The organism is Streptomyces sp. ATexAB-D23 (assembly GCF_000373645.1).
GTDB classification, from domain to species: Bacteria; Actinomycetota; Actinomycetes; order Streptomycetales; family Streptomycetaceae; genus Streptomyces; species Streptomyces castrisilvae.
The window spans coordinates 90,338-109,718 of the sequence record NZ_KB892016.1; the positions used below are offsets into that span (position 1 = coordinate 90,338).

Consider the following 19,381-nt stretch of genomic DNA (forward strand, 5'->3'; position numbering starts at 1 on the left):
CCGGCCGCTCCTAGGACAGGGCTCGGAACTGCCGTGTCACTTGGCGGGCTTGAGCTGGGTGAGCGCCTCGAAGCCGCCCATCTCCAGCCAGTTGCGCCACATCGCGGGGGCGTACTTGGGCGCGCCTTCGGCGTCCGAGGGCCAATTGGTCCAGGTTCCGGTGGTGGACTGGGCCCACAGGCCGTTGTACCAGAGGGGGATGACGGGCATCTCCTTCAGCTGGATGTCCTGGATCTTCGAGATGACCTTCTTCATGCCCTCGGTGTCGTCGGTCTTCACCGCGCCGAGTTCCTGGACGAGCTTCCAGGCGTCCTTGTTCTCGTAGCGGCCGAAGTTGACCGTGTTCTGCTGCTTCTGGACGGGAAGCTGGAACATGTACTCGTAGTACGTCCACGGGGTGCTGGAGAGCTGGCGCTCGTTGTTGACGACGAGGTCGAAGTCGCCCTTGCCGCGCTGTTCGTTGAGCGCGTTGGCGTCGGGGAACTCGGTGGTGATCCTGATGCCCGCGGCCTTGGCGGACGAGGCGATGACCTTGGCGGCCTCCATCCAGTCGGTCCAGCCGGTGGGCACGGCCAGCTTCAGGCTGATCTTCGAGCCGTCCTTGTTCTCCACCAGGCCGTCGCCGTCGGTGTCCTTGTAGCCGGCGTCCGCGAGGAGCTGCCTGGCCTTGGCGGTGTCGAAGGTGAAGCCCTCGCCCGCGACGAGGTCCTTGTCGATGTACGTGTCCCACTGCGGGAGCAGCCCGGTCGGGTCGGCGGCCCTGACCAGGCCCCCGTACACGCCCTTGACGATCTTCCCGACGTCGACGGAGGCGGCGAGCGCCTTGCGGAAGGCGGCGTCGTCCATCGGCTTCCTGGTGGTGTTGGGCACGAGCCAGGCAGTGTTGGCGGAGAGCATGTAGGGCGGCTCGTCGTAGTACGAGACGACCTTCTTGCTCTTGACCAGGGAGGCGGCGCCGGGCAGGAAGTTGTTGCTCAGGTCCAGCTGGCCCTGGCCGAGCTGGCCGATGACGACCTCGTTGCTGGGGTTGGAGACGTCCACGATGTAGCGGGGCGCGGGCTTCATGGACAGGGCCTTCACGCCCCACCAGTCGTCGCGCCGCTGCCAGACGACCCGGTCCTGGGTGTGGCTCTTGAGCGTGTACGCGCCGGTGCCGACGGGCTTGTCGTTGACGCCGTCCAGGATCTCCTTCTCCGAGCGCTTGCTCCAGATGTGCTCGGGAACGACGGGCTGCCCGTAGAGGGTGAAGTCCCACTCCTGGTAGCGGGCCTCCTTGAAGGTGAAGCGGACCGTGGTGGCGTCCACCGCCTCCGCGCCGGACAGCCAGCTCCACAGGGTGTGGAAGGAGGATGCCTCGATCTTGCCGATCCCGTAGGAGTAGGCGACGTCCTTCGCGGTGAGCGGCTTGCCGTCGGACCAGGTGATGCCGGGGCGCAGCTTCACCTCGTAGGTCCTGTCGTCCGTCCAGCCGCCCGATTCGGCGAGCCAGGGCGTCAGCTTGCCCTCGTTGGGGTCGAAGTGGAACAGGGTCTCGTAGACCAGGCCCTTGGTGCCGGTGGCGTGGTCCCAGTTGTGCAGCGGGTTGTAGTTGGCCGGCGGCCCCCACTGCGTGCCGGTGGTGTAGAGCGTCTCGTTACGGGGAAGCGCGCCGCCCCCGGAACCGCCCGAACCGCCCGACGAGGAGCCGCCCCCCGTGCACGCGGTGGCGGCGAGTGCGATCACGGCGAGCGTGGCCGCGATCCGTCCCCGGAATCCCGTGCCCATCGTCCCTCCTTCTCCCCGCCGTCCCTGCCGAGCGGAGTTACTGAACCGGGTAAGTGCCGTGAAGTTAAGGCCGCGCGAAACCCCTGTCAAGGGTGCGGGAGCGCTCCCATTTCTTTATTCCTCAAGGGAGTTGAACGATCATTCCTCGGACCCGGCAGCTGTGCCCGTCAAGGCCGACGTCTAGGATGCGCGTGGTACACGAACCGGTTAAGCGAGGTCGCATGCCCAAACACCGCCCCACGATCGCCGACATCGCGGCCCGCGCCGGGGTGTCCAAGGGCGCGGTGTCCTACGCGCTCAACGACCGGCCGGGCGTCTCCCCCGCGACCCGGTCCGCCATCAAGGCCATCGCGCGGGAGATCGGCTGGCGGCCCAACAGCGCGGCCCGCGCCCTCACCCGCGCCCGAGCCGACGCGGTCGGCCTCGCGCTGTGCCGGCCCGCCCGGCTGCTCGGCGTCGAACCCTTCTTCATGGAGCTGATCAGCGGCATCGAGTCCGAGCTCTCGCCGCGCGGCTGCGCCCTGCTCCTCCAGGTCGTCACCGACCCGGCGCAGGAGCTGGAGGTCTACCGCCGCTGGTGGGGCGAGGGCCGGGTGGACGGCGTCTTCCTCACCGACCTGCGCGGCCCCGACCCCCGCATCGAGGGCGTCGCCGAACTCGGCCTGCCCGCCGTGGTCATCGGCCACCCCTCGGCGGCCGGACCGCTGCCCGCCGTCTGGTCCGACGACGCGGCGGCCGTCCGCGACACCTTCGCGTACCTCACCGCGCTCGGCCACCGCTCGGTCGCCCGGGTCGCCGGGATGCCGGAGCTCAGCCACACCGCGCTGCGCGACCGGGCCCAGCGCGAGGTCTGCGCCGAACTCGGGCTCGGCGATCCGGTCATCGTGCACACCGGCTACTCCGGCGAGGACGGCGCGCACGCCACCCGCCGGCTGATCAGCTCGCCCCGGCGGCCGACCGCCGTCGTCTACGACAACGACATCATGGCCGTCGCCGGGCTCTCGGTCGCCCAGGAGATGGGCCTCGACGTGCCCGGCGACCTCTCCCTCGTCGCGTGGGACGACTCCCAGCTCTCCCGGGTCGTCCGCCCCCCGCTGACCGCGCTGAGCCGCGACATCCCGGCGTACGGGGGACACGCGGCCCGCACCCTGCTCGCCCTGGTCACCGACGGTGCGGCCGAGGGCCACGAGGACACGACGGCCCGGCTGGAGCCCCGCGGGTCGACGGGGGCGCCGCGGGCTTAGGGCCTGTCCGGCGGATCTTCGTGGATCAGCCCGCGGCGTCTGGTGTGCGCTATCGGCGTGCGCCGGAATCGCCCTCGCACTGGACGTACTTGGGTGATTCGGCCGTGCGGCGAGAGTGCGTGCCAGGCGTCGCGGGCCCGCGAAGATCCGCCGGACAGGCCCTGACCCCCACGGGACGCCGAGCCGATGTCATACCGCAGGAGGATGCCGGGGCCCGATTGATGCGACTCAAGAGGGCCCCGGGAACGGGCACCGGGAGTGACGCCCCGGGGCCGGGCGGCGGAGACGATGGAGCGGTACCCCTGACCCGGGGCCCCGCCGTGCGGCGGGCCGCCGGGCGGGCATCCGTCCCGTACACCCACCCCACCCTGGAGTCTGCCGTGACCACCATGTCCACCGCTCACCGCGCCACCGCGGTGGCCGCCCGCGCCACGGAACTGTCGAAGGTCTACGGCGAGGGCGAGACCAAGGTGACCGCCCTCGACCGGGTCAGCGTGGACTTCCCGCAGGGCGAGTTCACCGCGATCATGGGCCCGTCGGGCTCCGGCAAGTCCACGCTGATGCACTGCGTGGCCGGCCTCGACAGCTTCAGCGGCGGTTCGGTGCGCATCGGCGAGACGGAGCTCGGGGCGCTCAAGGACAAGCAGCTCACCCAGCTGCGCCGGGACAAGATCGGCTTCATCTTCCAGGCGTTCAACCTGCTGCCGACGCTGACCGCGCTGGAGAACATCACCCTGCCGATGGACATCGCGGGCCGCAAGCCCGACCAGGAGTGGCTGCGCAAGGTCATCGACATGGTGGGCCTCTCCGAGCGGCTGAAGCACCGCCCCACCGAGCTGTCCGGCGGCCAGCAGCAGCGCGTCGCGGTGGCCCGCGCCCTCGCCTCGCAGCCCGAGATCATCTTCGGTGACGAGCCGACCGGCAACCTCGACTCCCGCTCCGGAGCCGAGGTCCTCGGCTTCCTGCGCAACTCCGTGCGCGAACTGGGCCAGACCGTGGTGATGGTGACCCACGACCCGGCCGCCGCCTCCTACGCGGACCGGGTGATCTTCCTGGCCGACGGGGCGATCGTCGACCAGATGATGCACCCCACGGCGGACGGGGTGCTGGACCGGATGAAGGCGTTCGACGCCAAGGGCCGCACCAGCTGAGCCGCCCCGTACCGGCGCTTCGTACCGCTCCCTCCGGCCCTCTTCCCTCCCAGGACTGACAGACATGTTCCGTACCGCCCTGCGCAATGTGCTCGCGCACAAGGCCAGGCTGCTGATGACGATCCTCGCCGTGATGCTCGGCGTGGCGTTCGTCTCCGGCACCCTGGTCTTCACCGACACCCTCGGCAACGCCTTCCGCAACCAGTCGGCGAAGAGCTACGACGACATCGCCGTCGCCGTCACCACCTACGCGGACCAGCGCGACGAGGAGACCCGCGCCATCGACGCGGCCACCCTGAAGAAGATCCAGGCCCTGGACGGCGTGGCCACCGCCACCGGCCGGGTCAACGGCTTCGCCGGGGTCGCCGACCCCGACGGCAAGCTGATCGGCAACGGCTGGTCCAACAGCGGCTCCAACTTCGCCCCCGGCAAGGACGGCAAGGACACCGCGTACACCTTCACCGACGGCTCCGGCCCCACCGAGGCCGGCAGCATCGCCCTCGACGAGGAAACCGCGAAGAAGGGCGAGTACGAGGTCGGCGACACCGTGCGCGTCGCCACCAACGGACCGGTGAGGGAATACACCCTGTCCGGGGTCTTCACCACCGAGGACGGCGCGGTCAACGCGGGCGGCAGCCTGGTCCTCTTCGACACCCCCGTCGCGCAGAAGCTGTTCCTGCGCCCCGGCGAGTTCAAGGACGTCTCCGTCGCCGCGAAGCCCGGCACCTCCGACCAGCAGCTGCTCGCCGCGGTGAAGCCGCTGCTGCCCGAGGACGCCGAGGCCCAGACCGGCAAGGTGCGCGCGGACGAACAGGCCGAGGAGATCGAGCGCAGCCTCAGCGGCATCAACCGGCTGCTCCTGTCCTTCGCGGGCATCGCCCTCTTCGTCGGCATCTTCCTGATCGCCAACACCTTCACCATGCTGGTCGCCCAGCGCACCAAGGAACTGGCCCTCATGCGGGCCGTCGGTGCCTCGCGCCGGCAGGTCAAGCGCTCGGTGCTCCTGGAGGCCGCCGTGGTCGGCCTCATCGCCTCCGTCATCGGCTTCGCGCTGGGCCTCGGACTCGCCGTCGGGCTCCGCTCGGCGATGGGCCTGCTCGGCGGCAAGATCCCGGCCGGTCCGCTGGTGGTCGGCCCGGCCACCATCATCGCCGCCTTCACCGTCGGCGTCCTGATCACCGTGCTGGCCGCCTGGCTGCCCGCCCGCCGGGCCGCGAAGATCCCCCCGGTCGCCGCGATGAACAGCGCGTACGCCGCGGCCACGGTCAAGTCCCTGGTCCTGCGCAACACCATCGGCTCCCTCATCACGCTGATCGGCACCGCGGGAATCCTCGGCGGCGCGGCCAAGGCCGGCAGCAACGGGCGGATGCTCATCGCCGGCGGCGCGTTCCTGGCCCTGATCGGCGTCATCGTCCTCATCCCGCTGCTGTCCCGCCCGGTGATCGCCCTGGTGCGCCCGCTGCTGCTGGGGCTGTTCGGGGTCTCCGGCAAGCTGGCCGCGCAGAACGCCGTCCGCAACCCCCGGCGCACCGGCGCCACCGCCTCCGCGCTGGCGATCGGCCTGACCCTGGTCACCGGTATCTCGGTGCTCGGCGTCACCCTCGGCCGGGCCGTCGACAAGGCGACCACGGACCACGTCAAGGCCGACTACATGATCTCGATGGCGAGCGGCGACGCGCTCGACGAGTCGGCGCTGACCGCTCTGGAGAAGGCCGACGGCGTCACCGCGGTCTCCCCCCAGCAGTCCGTCTGGCTGGACATCGGCGAGACCTCGCTCTCGACGTCCGGCATCACGCCGGGCGACGTGCAGAAGGTGCTGACCGTCGACACCGTCGCGGGCTCGGTGGACTCGCTGGCCGACGGCGAGATCGCCGTCGCCGAGAAGACCGCGAAGTCGCACGGCTGGAAGACCGGGGACACCGTCTCCGTCACGTACGAGGACAAGAAGAAGGGCGAGCTGAAGATCGTCGCCCTCTACAAGGACAACGAGTTCCTCTCGCCGGTCCTCATCCCCCGCGCGACCGTCGCCCCGCACGAGGGTCTGCCGGACATCCGCGAGATCTGGGTGAAGACGGACGGCGGCGCGAGCGCGGCCCACGAACAGGCGCTGGTGGACGCGCTGGGCGACAACCCCGGCATGAGCATCATGGACCGCCAGGACATCCGGGACATGTTCGGCGGCAGCCTCAACCTCGCGATGAACATCATGTACGGGCTGCTCGCCATGGCGCTGATCATCGCGGTGCTCGGGGTCGTCAACACCCTGGCCATGTCGGTGTTCGAGCGTCAGCAGGAGATCGGCATGTTGCGGGCGATCGGCCTGGACCGGCGCAAGGTGAAGCGCATGATCCGGCTGGAGGCCGTGGTGATCTCGCTCTTCGGCGCGGTCGTCGGCATCGGGCTCGGCATGTTCCTCGGCTGGGCGATCGGACAGTCCGTGTCCACGAGCATCCCGGACTACGTGCTGGTCGTGCCGTGGGGCCGGATCGCGGTGTTCCTGCTGCTGGCCGGAGTGGTGGGGGTGCTGGCCGCCCTGTGGCCGGCCCGCAGCGCCGCCAAGCTGAACATGCTGACGGCCATCAAGACCGAGTAGCCACGCCCGCGTGAGGAGGGGGCCGGTGTTCCGCGACCGCGGGCACCGGCCCCCTCCGTCGTACGTCAGCCCGTCGCGTCGGCCTGCCAGGCGCGGGCCCGCAGCGGCATCCGGGAGGAGCCGCCCTCCTGCGGGCGCACCGCCAGGATCTGGTTGACGCCGATCTTGTTGCGTTCGAAGGAGAGCGCGGAGGCGGCCATGTAGAGCCGCCAGACCCTCGCCCGGCCCGGCGAGACCATCTTCAGCGCGCTCCCCCAGCCCTGCTCCAGGTTGGCGACCCAGCGGCGCAGGGTCAGCGCGTAGTGCTCGCGCAGCGCCTCGACGTCCCGGGCCTCGAAGCCGGCCTCCTCCAGGATGGCGAGGGTCCGGCCGACCGGGGCCAGTTCACCGTCCGGGAAGACGTAGGCGTCGATGAACTCGTCGATCTCGTACGCGGACTCGTCCTTCTCGGGGCGCCGTCCGATCTGGTGGTTGAGGAGGCGCCCGCCGGGCTTGAGGAGCGCGTAGAGGTCGTCGGCGTACTCGCGGTAGCGCACCGAGCCGACGTGCTCGGCCATGCCGATGGACGAGATCGCGTCGTACGGGCCGTCGCGGACGTCCCGGTAGTCCTGGACGCGGATCTCGACGCGGTCGGTGAGGCCCTCGTCGGCGATGCGCTTCCTGGCGTAGGCGGCCTGTTCGGTGGAGAGGGTCACCCCGGTGACACGGGCGCCGTACTCGCGGGCGGCGTGCATGGCCATGGAGCCCCAGCCGCAGCCCACGTCCAGCAGCCGGTCGCCCTCCTTCAGCGCGAGCTTGCGGCAGACCAGGTCGAGCTTGTCGCGCTGGGCGCTCTCCAGGGTTCCGCCGTCCTCCCAGTAGGCGCAGGAGTAGACCATGGAAGGTCCCAGAACCAGTTCGTAGAAGTCATTGCCCACGTCGTAGTGGTGGCTGATGGCCGCCCTGTCACGGCGCTTGGTGTGCAGGGCGCCGCTGCGGCGGCGGACCTCCTCGGGCGGCGGCGCGGGCGGCAGTCCGGGGCCGGCCAGCCGCAGCAGTTCCTTGCCGGCCGCCCGCAGCCTCGGGTCGCGCAGGGCGCGTACGCCGCCGCCGGCCTCGGCGTCGCGCTCCCAGATCAGACCGGCCATCACGTCCAGCGCCTCGTACAGATCGCCCTCGATGTCGAGGTCACCGGCCACCCAGGCGCGGGCCAGGCCGAGTTCCCCCGGCTTCCACAGCAGGCGGCGAAGGGCCCGGCGGTTCCTGATGACGAGGACGGGGGCTCCGGGCGGTCCGGATTCGCTGCCGTCCCAGGCCCGGACGCGGACCGGTAGGGGTTGTCCCAGCAACTCCTGGGCGAGAGCGGTCAGCCGCGATGCGGCGTCTGCCATGGCGCACACCTCCGTGACGGTGTTTCCCAACGTGCCCAGACATGCCCACACATGTCTCGGACCACGCCCCGGTGCCCTGGGCACCACGGCGTGGCACATCCCCCACAACAGTTTCCGGCGGCCCGGCCATCCCGCTACCGGGCAAGGGAACGGCAAAATACATGCACGCCACATGCATCCGCCGGGGGTCCGGCCCCCACGCCCCGGTACCCCGCACCGCCCCGTCGTACCCGGATACGCCGAAGGGGCCGTCCGCACCACGGATGGCGGACGGCCCCTTCGGGCGTCGTACTGCGGCCGCTACGGCCCTGTGCGGGCTAGGAGGCCTTGGCCTTCTCGCCCACCGGCTTGGCGGCGGCCGGCGCGGGGGCCGGCTTGGCGGCCTCGTAGAACTCCTCGCGCGGAGTCTCCATGGCGCCGAGCGAGACGACCTCGCGCTTGAGGAACATCGCCAGCGTCCAGTCGGCGAAGATCCGGATCTTGCGGTTCCAGGTCGGCATCGCCAGACCGTGGTAGCCACGGTGCATGTACCAGGCGAGGCGGCCCTTGAGCTTGATCTTCATCTTGCCCATGACGATCATCGCCACGCCCTTGTGCAGGCCGAGGCCGGCGACCGCGCCCTTGTTGGCATGGCTGTAGTCGCCCTGCGGGAAGCCGCGCATCCCGGAGATGACGTTGTCACCGAGGACCTTGGCCTGACGCAGCGCGTGCTGGGCGTTCGGCGGGCACCAGGCGTTCGGGTTGCCGGCCTTGCGGCCGACCATGTCCGGGACCTGGGCGTTGTCGCCCGCGGCCCAGATGTAGTCGGTGCCCCGCACCTGGAGCTTCTCGGTGGTGTCCACGTGACCGCGGGGGCCGAGCGGCAGGCCGAAGCGGGCCAGCGCCGGGTTCGGCTTCACACCGGCCGTCCACACGATGGTGTTGGAGTCGACCTCCAGGCCGTTCTTCAGCACCACGTGACCGTCGACGCAGGAGTCCATGGAGGTCGAGAGGAAGACCTCGACACCGCGGGACTCCAGGTGCTCCCGGCCCCAGGTGCCCAGCTTCGGGCCGACCTCGGGAAGGATCTTGTCGGCGGCGTCGACGAGGATGAAGCGCATGTCCTCGCGCTTCACGTTCGTGTAGTACTTCGCCGCGTCGCGGGCCATGTCCTCGACCTCGCCGATGGTCTCCGCACCGGCGAACCCGCCGCCCACGAAGACGAAGGTGAGGGCCCGGCGGCGGACGTCCTCGTCGGTCGTCGAGTCGGCCTTGTCCAGCTGTTCGAGGACGTGGTTGCGCAGGCCGATGGCCTCCTCGATGCCCTTCATGCCGATGCCCTGCTCGGCGAGGCCGGGGATCGGGAAGGTACGGGAGACCGCGCCGAGCGCGATGACCAGGTAGTCGAAGGGCAGCTCGTAGGCCTCGCCGACGAGCGGCGCGACCGTGGCGACCTTGCGGTCCTGGTCAATGGTGGTGACACGGCCGGTGAGAACCTCGGCCTTGGGCAGCACGCGTCGCAGCGGGACGACGACATGCCGAGGCGAGATGCTGCCGGCAGCAGCTTCGGGGAGGAAGGGCTGGTAGGTCATGTACGACCGGGGGTCGACGACCGTGACGGTCGCCTCGCCGTAGCGCATCTTCTTGAGGATGCGCCGAGCTGCGTACAGGCCTACGTACCCACCGCCTACTACGAGGATCCTGGGACGCTCCGTGGTGCTCATGCCATCGAGTATCCACCCCGTTCGGGGGGCATGCTCGTGAGCCCCTTCACAAGGTTCTTGCCACCCTCTGCTATAGTTCGCCGCCCACGTGACCCAGGTCATGGCCACGGCCGGGAACCCGGCGCCTGCGGTGAACGTTGTTCACCAGCTGTGAGCTGGCCCTTGAGCCCCGTACCCGGAGACGCACCGCTCCCGGTCCACACGGCCGTAACCCGCCCGGAACGCTCCCCCACGGGCCCCGAGTGACCCCGCTCACCCTCACCGTCACCCGTCCGCAGCAGAACTCCGGCCCAGGGCGGCCAATCTCTTGTGAAGAAGTTCACGAACTTCGTCGCGAGGCGGCCCGAAAGGGGCCTCACCAGGCACATCCCGCCCACTCAAAGGGGCGGGCGGGATGACGTATGAGCGCTTCTCGGGCCGCCGCTCAGGCCAGCGACCAGGCGATTCCGTCGAGGATGTCGTGCTCGCTGACGACGACCTCGCGCGCCCCGGTCCGCTCCATCACGGCCTGGAGGATCAGCGCCCCGGACGCGATCACATCGACCCGGCCCGGATGCATCGCGCCGATCGCGGCGCGCTCCGCGTGGGTCGAGGCCAGCAGCCGCGCGGTGATCTCCCGGACCTGCTCCAGGGAGACCCGGGAGTGGTGGATCGCCTCGGAGTCGTACTCCTTGAGGTCCAGCGCGATGGCGGCCACCGTGGTGACCGTCCCGGCGAGGCCGACGAGCGTGGCCGCCGAGGTGATCGGGACGCTCTCCCCGGCCAGGTCCAGGGCCGCCGCGACGTCCGCGCGGATCGCCTCGGCGCCCTCGGCCGATGGCGGGTCGGCGACGACGCCGTCCCGCACGAGGTGGCGCTCGGTCATCCGGACACAGCCGATGTCCACGGACCGGGCGGCCCGAACCCGGTCGTCGCCCACGACGAACTCGGTGGAGCCGCCGCCGATGTCCACCACCAGGTACGGCTTCGCCAGGTCGTCGCGGCCCGTCAGCTCCTTGGTCGCCCCGTCGAACGAGAACGCCGCCTCCTGGTCACCGGTGATCACCTCTGGCTCCACGCCCAGGATGTCCAGCACCCCGCGCACGAAGTCGTCCCGGTTCTCCGCGTCCCGGGAGGCGGAGGTGGCGACGAAGCGGACCTTCTCGGCGCCGTGCTCCTCGATCACCGCCGCGTACCGACGGCAGGCCGCGAACGTACGCTCCAGCGCCTCGGGGGCGAGCCGCCCGGTCCGGTCGACGCCCTGCCCCAGCCGCACGATCTCCATCCGCCGGGCGAACTCGACGAGCTCCCCCGTGGCCGGGTCGGCGTCCGCGACCAGCAGACGGATCGAGTTCGTACCGCAGTCGATGGCGGCCACACGCGTCATGTCTTCGCCCTCAGCCCTCGTCCGTGCCCTGCTCGCCGCACGGCGACACGCACGGCCCCTTGCGCCACCACTCCGGAAGCATCGCGATCGCCTCGTCCCCCAGCGGGTTCACACCCGGACCCGCGGCCAGCGAGTGCCCGACGAGCACGTGCAGGCACTTCACCCGGTCCGGCATGCCGCCCGCGCTCGGGAAGCCCTCCAGCACCTCGATGGCGTCGCGCCGCGCGAGGTAGTCCTCGTGCGCGGCCCGGTAGGCCGCCGCCAGCTCGGGGTCCTGACCGAGGCGCTCGGTCATCTCCTTCATGACCCCGTTCGCCTCCAGCGTGCCGATCGCGGACGCCGCGCGCGGGCACGTCAGGTAGTACGTCGTCGGGAACGGCGTGCCGTCCTCCAGCCGGGGCTGCGTCTCGACCACGTCCGGATTGCCGCACGGACAGCGGTGCGCGATGGCCCGCAGCCCGCGCGGCGGGCGCCCCAGCTGCTGCTGGAAGGCGGCGATGTCCGCCTCGGTGGGGACGGTGGGCTCGGTCTGGGGAGGGGGCGTTTCCATGCCTGCCTAGCGTTCTGATCGGACTGCTCGAACCGCGGGTTCTGCAGAGGTACGGGGGTGGGGACGGCCGTCAGCCGCGGTCGGCGCTGTCGACGCCGTCCCAGAGGTTGGAGTGCCACGGCCCGCCGGACTCGTCCGGCTGCCCGTTGCGCTCCTTGACCGCGTCGGGGTCGACCACGGTGTAGCCGGTCTCCCCGGGAAGAAGGTAGTGCAGGTGCTCACGGGCCAGCCGCTTGATGTACGCGTCGTCCTGGAGCCGCGCCTTCTCGTCACGCAGCTCCTCGGTACGCGTCTCGGCCTCCCGCGCCAGCCGCCGCTGGTCGGCGATCTCGTCGCGCTGCGACACGTACTGGCGCATCGGATACGCGAGGGCGACGATCAGCGAGCAGACGATCAGGGCCAGGAAGGCGGCCCGGCCGGTGAGCCGGGAGCGGCGGGCCTGCCGGCGGTTCTGCGACCGGTAGACGCGGGCGGCGGTCTGCTCCCCGAGCAGCCGCAGCCGGGTCGCGGTGGAGAACCGGTCCCGGTCCTTCGCGGCCATGTCTCCGCCTCCCCATTACGCACGTCCGTCCCCGCACACGGTACGGGACCGAGTGCGGGGACGGACGGAGGCCGGGGCACTTGACCCCGCCGGGCCGCCGGCACCCTCGGGCGCGGCGGCCGGGCGGAGGTGTCAGCCCTTGAAGCGCGGGAACGCCGAGCGGCCCGCGTACACCGCGGCGTCGTCGAGGATCTCCTCGATGCGCAGCAGCTGGTTGTACTTGGCGACGCGGTCCGAACGGGCCGGGGCGCCGGTCTTGATCTGGCCGCAGTTCACGGCGACCGCGAGGTCGGCGATGGTGACGTCCTCGGTCTCGCCGGAGCGGTGGGACATCATGCACTTGAAGCCGTTGCGCTGGGCCAGCTCGACGGCGTCCAGGGTCTCGGTCAGCGAACCGATCTGGTTGACCTTGACGAGCAGGGCGTTGGCGGAGCCCTCCTCGATGCCGCGGGCCAGGCGCTCCGGGTTGGTGACGAAGAGGTCGTCGCCGACGATCTGCACCTTGGCGCCGAGCTTGTCGGTGATGACCTTCCAGCCGGCCCAGTCGTCCTCGTACAGCGGGTCCTCGATGGAGACCAGCGGGTACGCGGAGACGAGCTCCTCGTAGTACTCGGTCATCTCGGCGGCCGAGCGGGACTTGCCCTCGAACTCGTACTTGCCGTCCTTGTAGAACTCCGAGGCGGCGACGTCGAGCGCGAGCGCGATGTCCTTGCCCGGGGTGTAACCGGCCTCCTTGACGGCCTCGACGATGAGGTCGAGGGCGGCGCGGTTGGACTCCAGGTTCGGCGCGAAGCCGCCCTCGTCGCCGAGGCCGGTGGACAGGCCCTTGGTCTTCAGGACCTTCTTCAGCGTGTGGTAGACCTCGGCGCCCCAGCGCAGGGCCTCGGAGAAGGACTCGGCGCCGATCGGCGCGATCATGAACTCCTGGATGTCCACGTTGGAGTCGGCGTGCGACCCGCCGTTGAGGATGTTCATCATCGGAACGGGCAGCAGGTGCGCGTTCGGGCCACCGAGGTAGCGGAACAGCGGCAGGTCGGAGGCCTCGGAGGCGGCGTGCGCGACGGCGAGGGAGACGCCGAGGATGGCGTTGGCGCCGAGCGAGCCCTTGTTCTCCGTGGCGTCCAGGTCGAACATCGCCTGGTCGATGAGGCGCTGCTCGGTGGCGTCGTAGCCGACGAGCTCCGGGCCGATCTGCTCGATCACGGCGAGGACGGCCTTCTCGACGCCCTTGCCCTGGTAGCGGTTGGGGTCGCCGTCGCGAAGCTCAATGGCCTCGAACGCACCGGTGGAGGCGCCGGACGGAACAGCAGCACGACCCGTGCTGCCGTCGTCGAGGCCAACCTCGACCTCGACCGTGGGGTTGCCCCGGGAGTCGAGGATTTCCCGGGCTACGACGACGTCGATGGACGGCACGTGGCATCTCCTTCTGGGATATGACGCTGATGGCGCAGGGCCTCTTGGTCTCTTCGGCCTTGCGACAAGAGCCTAACCGGCCCGGCCGTCCACGTCGGCGGGGCGCCCGGACCCTGGGACGAAAAAGGGCCCAAGGGCGGGCACAGCGGGACATAGCGCCAGATATTTACTGGCCAGTAACTACAACAGTTGAACGATCACGCCCCGCCGGACCGCGGAAAGCGGCATGCCCCGGCCCGGCACGCACGGGGGGAAGGTGCGCGCCGGGCCGGGGCGGCCCGAGCGGTCAGCGAGGCGGGACCGCGACTACTTCGTCAGGTGGAGCTGCTGGCCCGGGTAGATCAGGTCGGCGTCCTCGACGATGTCCTTGTTCAGCTCGAACAGCTTCTCCCAGCCGCCCTCGACCCCGTGGTCGGCGGCGATCTTGCTCAGGGAGTCGCCGGTGACGACCTTGTACTCGCCGTCGCCCTTCTCGACCTTCTCGCCGGCCGGGGTGGTGACGGTCTTCCGCTCGGCCTTCTTCGGGGCATCCGAGCGGTCCGAGCGGTTGGTGGCGGGCGCCTCGGTGCGCTCGGTCTTCTTCGGCTCGGACTTCTGGACCGGCGCAGACTCCTGCTTCGGGGCGGTCTCGGTCTTGGCGGCACCGGAGCCGGTGTCGACGCCCGGGTCGACGCCGTCGTTGCTCAGGTTGCCGGCACCGGCGCAGGACCAGGCACCCGGACCCTGGATGGCGAGGAGCTTCTCGGCGGTGGCGATCTGCTGGGCCTTGGTGGCCAGGTCGGCGCGGGGCGCGTACTGGGTACCGCCGGCGGCGGCCCAGCTGGACTGGGAGAACTGCAGGCCGCCGTAGTAGCCGTTGCCGGTGTTGATGGACCAGTTTCCACCGGACTCGCACTGGGCGACGGCGTCCCACGTGGCGACGGAGGCGGCGGAGGCGCCGGTCGCGCCCATCAGCGGCACGGCGACGGCGGCACCGGTGACACCGACGAGCGAGGCGATCCGGACGAGCTTGGACGGGCGACGGTGCTTGTTGCCCTTGCTGTTGAGCAGCATCGAGACTTCTCCTCACCGACGCCTGCGAGGTGAGCTGTCGGGTTCGGGCCAAGTGAGTTGCCCGGCCGCGCCTCTGGCGCGACTTCACCCCTAGCCGGTCCTGATCGTCTCCCGACGATCCGGCCCAGCGCTTACCTGGGTCCCCCGCTCCTGCCTACGGCGCTTTACGCGTCTGTTCCCTTCGACCGACGGCAGGATTCGGCGTGACGGTCGACGGGGCCCGCGGTGCGAGCGGTTCTGACCGTAATCACACGTAACCCTCATATTCAAAGATGGACATACCGGATAATCATCCCGTACGAGCATCCGATGAACCCTTATTTGTGCAGGTCGGAACGGATGCGGAGGGACCTCCCGGACAAGATGCGTGAGTTCACGCAAAGAGACCCATGTCTCACTTGGTCAAAAGTGGGACATGGGCCTCTTGAACCCCCCAAAATTCGGGGCGTTTTCAGCCGTTCATCGGACCGTGGTCACTGGGCGTCAAGCCCGAGGTCGAGGTTCTGGCCGGGCAGGATGAGGTCCGGGTCGGAGCCGACCTCGTCCTTGTTCGCCTCGTACAGCCCGGTCCAGCCGCCGGGCAGCTCCTGCGCCTCGGCGATCGCCCACAGGTTGTCGCCGGGCCGGACGGTGTACGTGCCGTCAGCTTCCCGCGCCCCGGTGTCGCGTGCCTCACCGTCACCCCGCGAGGCGTGCCGGCCCGTGTCGCGGCCGCTGTCCGCCTCGGCCGTGTCGTCGGGCGCCGGGGCGCCACGGTGCTTGCCGCCCGTCTCCCGCGCACCGTCCGAGGAGCCGGACGGGTCGGCGGAGGGGTCGGTGGAGGCGGAGGGGTCGACGGACGGCGCGCCGGACGGGTCGGCCGACGGAGTCGTGGACGCCCCGGCGCCCCCCTTGCCGCCCTGCCCGCCATCCGCCTTGCCGTCCTTCTTGCCCGCACTCCTGTCGGCGGCCTCACCCGTGGCCCCGCCGGTCGCGTCCCCCGAGGCCGAGGCCGAGGGCGTGCGGGACGCCCCCGAGGACGCGTCGTCGGCCGGGTCGGCGCCCAGACCGGCGTCCAGCCCCGCGTCCGCGCTCCGGGAGGGGCTGTCGGAGGGCGTGGCCCCCGGGTCGGCGTCCGCCGGGCCCGAGTCCTTCGTGAGCCCGGAGATGACCGCGCAGCTGGGCCACGCCTGCGGCCCCTTGGCGGCCAGGACCTTCTCGGCCACGGCGATCTGCTGCGACCGGCTGGCGAGGTCCGCGCGCTCGGCGTAGGACTCACCGCCGTACGCCTTCCAGAGCTCCGGCGAGAACTGCAACCCGCCGTAGGAGCCGTTGCCGAGGTCGGCACTCCACATGCCGCCGCTCTCGCACTCGGCCACCCGGTCCCAGGTCGACGCCTCCGCCGCGTGCGCGCCCGCCGCGCCGAGCAGCGGGATGGCGATGGCCGAGCCGGTCACGCCTGCGGCGACGACGATGGCGGGTGCCTGACGAGGGCGACGGTGTCTGCCGTTCGCGGAGCCCATGGGAGATGCCTTCCGTGTGACTGACAAGCGACTGGTGAGTCGAACGGTGAACCTAGCGGGACTCGAACGTGAGTCACAAGTCGATGCAGCAGAGATCACGCGAAAGTCACAGAGTTGACAGAGTGTCACCTTTGTTGATTCGCGCTCCGGGCGTGAAGCTCACCGGCAACGTGCGCAATCCGCGCATGATGAGCCCACCACGCCAGCGCAAATCGGCAGGTTCTCCCGCAAGTCGCAGATCCGGAAGGCGAGTCAGCAGCGTGGCGAGTGCGGCCTGCCCCTCCAGCCGGGCGAGCGGCGCTCCCAGACAGTAATGAATGCCGTGTCCGTAGCCGAGATGCTGGTTGTCACGGCGGGACAGGTCCAGCGTGTCCGGGCCTTCGAAGCGCTCGGGGTCCCGGTCGGCCGCCGCCAGCACCACGAGCACCGGATCGCCCTCGCCGACGCGCTGCCCGCCGATGGTCAGCGGCTCGGTGGCGAACCGCCAGGTCGCCAGCTCCACCGGTCCGTCGTACCGCAGCAGTTCCTCGACCCCGGTGGCCAGCAACTCGCTCTCGCCCGCCGCCAGCGAGCGCTGCAGCCGTTCACGTTCGTCCGGGTGGCCGAGCAGGGTGTGGAGGCCGTTGCCGATCAGGTTCACGGTCGTCTCAAAACCGGCGAAAAGCAAGATAAAGGCCATGGCGGCGGCCTCGTTCTCGGTCAGATGCTCGCCGTGGTCACTGGCCCGGATCAGCCCCGAAATCAGGTCGTCGCCGGGGTTCTCGCGCTTGCGGTGGATCAGTTCGAGCAGATAGGCCCGCATCTTCTTCACCGACCGGGCCACCCCGCCGCGCGGGCCGCCCCCGTGCCGGATCATCATGCCCGCCCAGTCCCGGAAGTCGTCCTGGTCCTCGCGCGGGACACCGAGCAGGTCGCAGATCGCGTAGATGGGGAGCGGGAAGGCGAACTCGTGGATGAGGTCCGCCTCACCCTTCTCCACGAAGGCGTCGATGAGCCGGTCGGTCAGCTCCTGCACCCGGGGCGCGAACTGCGCGATGCGGCGTGGGGTGAACGCCTTGGACACCAGGCGGCGCAGCCGGGTGTGGTCCGGCGGGTCGATGTTGAGCAGATGCGTCATCAGCTCGGCCTTGCGCTCGCCAGGGATGCCCGTCTTGCCCTTGGCGTGGGCGGGCTCGGCGTGGTGTGCCGGGTTCTTGGACAGCCGGGCGTCGGCAAGGGCCTGCCGGGCGTCCGCGTACCGCGTCACCAGCCACGCCTCGACCCCGCTGGGCAGCGTGGTGCGGTGCACGGGGCTGTGCTCACGCAGCCAGGCGTAGGCGGGGTACGGGTCTGTGGCGAACTCCCACGTGAAGAGTTCGGGGGCGGGCGGCACAGCGCCCTGGGACGTGTGGGCGGGGCAGCCGGCGGGTACGGACGCGGCTTCGGCGGGGCTGTCGTTCACTCCCCGACGTTATCCGGTGCCCTCCGCCGTCCTGATGGCGTCCCGGTAGGCGCGGGCCGCGGCGCGCAGGGCGGCCTCCGGGTCGGTGCCGGTCTCCTGGGCGTGGGCGGCGAGGGCGAGGAGGCGGTAGCCGGGGTCGTCGCCCTCGGGGAGGGGGACGTCGAGGCCGGCGGTACGGGCGCGGCTCGTGAGCTTCGCGGCGAGGGCGAGGGCGGGCTGGCCGAGGGGGACCCCGTCGGTGACCGAGGCGCGCTGCTTCTCGATCGCCTTGGTGCGCAGCCAGTGCGCGTGGACGTCCTCCGGGGTCTCGGCGGTCTCGTCGCCGAAGACGTGCGGGTGGCGGTGGATCAGTTTCTCGATCAGTGTGGCGGCGACGTCGTCCAGGGAGAACGGCTCCTGCTCGTCCTCCTCGGCGATGCGCGCGTGGAAGACGACCTGGAGCAGTACGTCGCCCAGTTCCTCGCGCAGTTCCTCGCGGTCGCCGTCCTCGATCGCCTCGACCAGCTCGTAGGCCTCCTCGATGGCGTACTTGGCGAGGCCCTTGTGGGTTTTCTGCGAGGTCCACGGGCACTCGGCGCGGATACGGTCCATGACCTGGACCAGGTCGAGGAGCCGGGCGCCCGGCAGGTCGTACGAACCGGGCAGCAGCTCCAGGTCCGGCATCCGCACCCGCCCCGAACCGGCGAGCCGGGCCAGGCCGTCGGTGAGCGGCTGGTCGCCCTCGCCGCCGGTGACGATCACCACGGTCCGGCCGCCCGCGCAGGCGTCGACCAGCTCCTGGGCGTCGGGCACGCCGGGGGTGACGGTGATGCCGGCCTCGCGCAGGTACGGCAGCTGCGGCTGGCCCGGCTCCCCGCAGAGCACCCGGTCGGCGGCGTGCAGTGCCTGCCAGGCGGGCCAGGACAGCAGTCCGGGGGCGACCCGGTGGCTGGCGGTGAGCAGGACGATGCGGCCGGGGTCTTCAGCGTTCACGATGTCGAATCTACCCCGGCCGCGCGGGGCCCCTCAGGCCCCGGCCTCCGCGGCCGACTGGGCGGGCTTGGTGACCTGGGTGATCCAGGGCGCCTTGTAGTCGGCGAGCTGGATCTGCTGGTCGTTCCACTTGCCGAAGCGCGGGTTGACGTCGACCTTCAGCGCCTCGGACGCCTTGGTCAGCGCCTCGCCCATGGCCTTGGTGCCTTCCGGGGTGCTCGGGTCGGCGCCGAGGGCCTGGGCGAGCTTGGTCAGCTGGATCTGCTCGCGCAGGAAGGCGTCGATCTGGCCGGGGGCGAGCCAGCGCTCCTGGAGCACGGCCGCCTGGAGGCCCTTCTCGCCCTGGTATTGGGCGACGGCCGTCTTGCGCATCTGCTGGATCTCCGCGCGGGTCACCGTCACGCCCGCGTCCGCCGACGCCCGGTCCAGGACGCGGTCCAGGATCAGCCCGTGCAGCTTGGCGCGGGCGAGCTGGCCCGACTGGTCGGTGAGCTGGGCGGCCTGCGCGGAGGAGCCCTGCGCCTGGCGGACGTCCGCCACCTGGGCCTGCACGGTGGACACCGTGATCCGGTCCCCGCCCACGACGGCCGCGGCGCCGGGGTGGGCCTGGCTGCCGCAGGCGGCGAGAAGTGGAGCTGCGGCGAGCAGCGCGGCGGAGACGGTGAGCGCGGTGCGACGGCGGCGGTGCAAAGGAGCCTCCCGAGGAGATTGTGCGGCG

The 19,381-nt window shown here is 70.8% G+C and carries 15 protein-coding genes and 1 riboswitch; of the genes, 3 read left to right on the plus strand and 12 right to left on the minus strand.

All coding sequences use genetic code 11. The annotated features are described in order from the left end of the window. Positions 1-36: 36 nt before the first annotated feature. Positions 37-1,764 carry an ABC transporter substrate-binding protein gene (locus B082_RS0117055; RefSeq protein WP_018553024.1) on the minus strand — a complete coding sequence of 576 codons (1,728 nt, stop codon included), beginning with the start codon at positions 1,762-1,764 and terminating at the stop codon, positions 37-39. A gap of 221 nt (positions 1,765-1,985) precedes the next feature. Here B082_RS0117055 and B082_RS0117060 point away from each other — a divergent pair, with 221 nt between their 5' ends. The 3 genes from B082_RS0117060 to B082_RS0117070 all read left to right on the plus strand — a co-directional run bounded on the left by B082_RS0117060 (position 1,986) and on the right by B082_RS0117070 (position 6,752). Beyond that, on the plus strand, positions 1,986-3,008 hold the full coding sequence (locus tag B082_RS0117060; protein WP_018553025.1) for a LacI family DNA-binding transcriptional regulator: 1,023 nt from the start codon (positions 1,986-1,988) through the stop codon (positions 3,006-3,008). 380 nt (positions 3,009-3,388) lie between these two features. Beyond that, positions 3,389-4,159, plus strand: coding sequence for an ABC transporter ATP-binding protein (locus B082_RS0117065; protein ID WP_018553026.1), 771 nt, complete (start codon positions 3,389-3,391; stop codon positions 4,157-4,159). 64 nt (positions 4,160-4,223) lie between these two features. Further along, complete coding sequence (locus tag B082_RS0117070; RefSeq protein WP_018553027.1) at positions 4,224-6,752, plus strand: ABC transporter permease; 2,529 nt, start codon at positions 4,224-4,226, stop codon at positions 6,750-6,752. A gap of 65 nt (positions 6,753-6,817) precedes the next feature. On the opposite strand, the gene B082_RS0117075 is transcribed toward B082_RS0117070, so the two are convergent. From B082_RS0117075 to B082_RS0117125, 11 genes are all read right to left on the minus strand, one after another. Next, positions 6,818-8,122, minus strand: coding sequence for an SAM-dependent methyltransferase (locus tag B082_RS0117075; RefSeq protein WP_018553028.1), 1,305 nt, complete (start codon positions 8,120-8,122; stop codon positions 6,818-6,820). Between the two features lie 317 nt (positions 8,123-8,439). Then, the gene (locus B082_RS0117080; RefSeq protein ID WP_026249883.1) at positions 8,440-9,825 is read right to left on the minus strand and encodes an NAD(P)/FAD-dependent oxidoreductase; all 1,386 of its coding nucleotides are present in this window, start codon (positions 9,823-9,825) and stop codon (positions 8,440-8,442) included. A 424-nt stretch (positions 9,826-10,249) separates the two neighbouring features. Then, positions 10,250-11,191, minus strand: coding sequence for a Ppx/GppA phosphatase family protein (locus B082_RS0117085; RefSeq protein ID WP_018553030.1), 942 nt, complete (start codon positions 11,189-11,191; stop codon positions 10,250-10,252). A gap of 10 nt (positions 11,192-11,201) precedes the next feature. Then, positions 11,202-11,741: a DUF501 domain-containing protein gene (locus B082_RS0117090; RefSeq protein WP_018553031.1), complete on the minus strand. Its 540-nt coding sequence runs from the start codon at positions 11,739-11,741 to the stop codon at positions 11,202-11,204. 70 nt (positions 11,742-11,811) lie between these two features. Beyond that, entirely contained in the window at positions 11,812-12,282 is a 471-nt protein-coding gene (locus tag B082_RS0117095; protein WP_018553032.1) for an FtsB family cell division protein, read from the minus strand. Between the two features lie 132 nt (positions 12,283-12,414). Next, positions 12,415-13,695 carry a phosphopyruvate hydratase gene (eno, locus tag B082_RS0117100; protein ID WP_018553033.1) on the minus strand — a complete coding sequence of 427 codons (1,281 nt, stop codon included), beginning with the start codon at positions 13,693-13,695 and terminating at the stop codon, positions 12,415-12,417. Positions 13,696-14,001: 306 nt separating this feature from the next. Next, a complete protein-coding gene (locus B082_RS0117105; protein ID WP_018553034.1) occupies positions 14,002-14,748 on the minus strand; it encodes a transglycosylase family protein in 747 nt (248 codons plus the stop codon). Positions 14,749-14,752: 4 nt separating this feature from the next. Continuing rightward, positions 14,753-14,920: riboswitch (cyclic di-AMP (ydaO/yuaA leader) on the minus strand. A gap of 301 nt (positions 14,921-15,221) precedes the next feature. Next, positions 15,222-16,250: a transglycosylase family protein gene (locus B082_RS0117110; RefSeq protein ID WP_018553035.1), complete on the minus strand. Its 1,029-nt coding sequence runs from the start codon at positions 16,248-16,250 to the stop codon at positions 15,222-15,224. A gap of 106 nt (positions 16,251-16,356) precedes the next feature. Beyond that, the gene (locus B082_RS0117115; RefSeq protein WP_018553036.1) at positions 16,357-17,691 is read right to left on the minus strand and encodes a cytochrome P450 family protein; all 1,335 of its coding nucleotides are present in this window, start codon (positions 17,689-17,691) and stop codon (positions 16,357-16,359) included. Between the two features lie 9 nt (positions 17,692-17,700). Further along, positions 17,701-18,663 carry a nucleoside triphosphate pyrophosphohydrolase gene (locus B082_RS0117120; RefSeq protein ID WP_018553037.1) on the minus strand — a complete coding sequence of 321 codons (963 nt, stop codon included), beginning with the start codon at positions 18,661-18,663 and terminating at the stop codon, positions 17,701-17,703. A gap of 33 nt (positions 18,664-18,696) precedes the next feature. Further along, entirely contained in the window at positions 18,697-19,353 is a 657-nt protein-coding gene (locus B082_RS0117125) for a SurA N-terminal domain-containing protein (protein WP_018553038.1), read from the minus strand. Positions 19,354-19,381: the final 28 nt, after the last annotated feature.

What these genes read in the sequence shown, in the direction of transcription:
- B082_RS0117080 (WP_026249883.1), bottom strand. Translation starts at nt 9,825, where the DNA reads ATGAGCACCACGGAGCGTCCCAGGATCCTCGTAGTAGGCGGTGGGTAC.
- B082_RS0117060 (WP_018553025.1), top strand. Translation starts at nt 1,986, where the DNA reads ATGCCCAAACACCGCCCCACGATCGCCGACATCGCGGCCCGCGCCGGG.
- B082_RS0117105 (WP_018553034.1), bottom strand. Translation starts at nt 14,748, where the DNA reads ATGCTGCTCAACAGCAAGGGCAACAAGCACCGTCGCCCGTCCAAGCTC.
- B082_RS0117110 (WP_018553035.1), bottom strand. Translation starts at nt 16,250, where the DNA reads ATGGGCTCCGCGAACGGCAGACACCGTCGCCCTCGTCAGGCACCCGCC.
- B082_RS0117055 (WP_018553024.1), bottom strand. Translation starts at nt 1,764, where the DNA reads ATGGGCACGGGATTCCGGGGACGGATCGCGGCCACGCTCGCCGTGATC.
- B082_RS0117075 (WP_018553028.1), bottom strand. Translation starts at nt 8,122, where the DNA reads ATGGCAGACGCCGCATCGCGGCTGACCGCTCTCGCCCAGGAGTTGCTG.
- B082_RS0117090 (WP_018553031.1), bottom strand. Translation starts at nt 11,741, where the DNA reads ATGGAAACGCCCCCTCCCCAGACCGAGCCCACCGTCCCCACCGAGGCG.
- B082_RS0117095 (WP_018553032.1), bottom strand. Translation starts at nt 12,282, where the DNA reads ATGGCCGCGAAGGACCGGGACCGGTTCTCCACCGCGACCCGGCTGCGG.
- B082_RS0117085 (WP_018553030.1), bottom strand. Translation starts at nt 11,191, where the DNA reads ATGACGCGTGTGGCCGCCATCGACTGCGGTACGAACTCGATCCGTCTG.
- B082_RS0117070 (WP_018553027.1), top strand. Translation starts at nt 4,224, where the DNA reads ATGTTCCGTACCGCCCTGCGCAATGTGCTCGCGCACAAGGCCAGGCTG.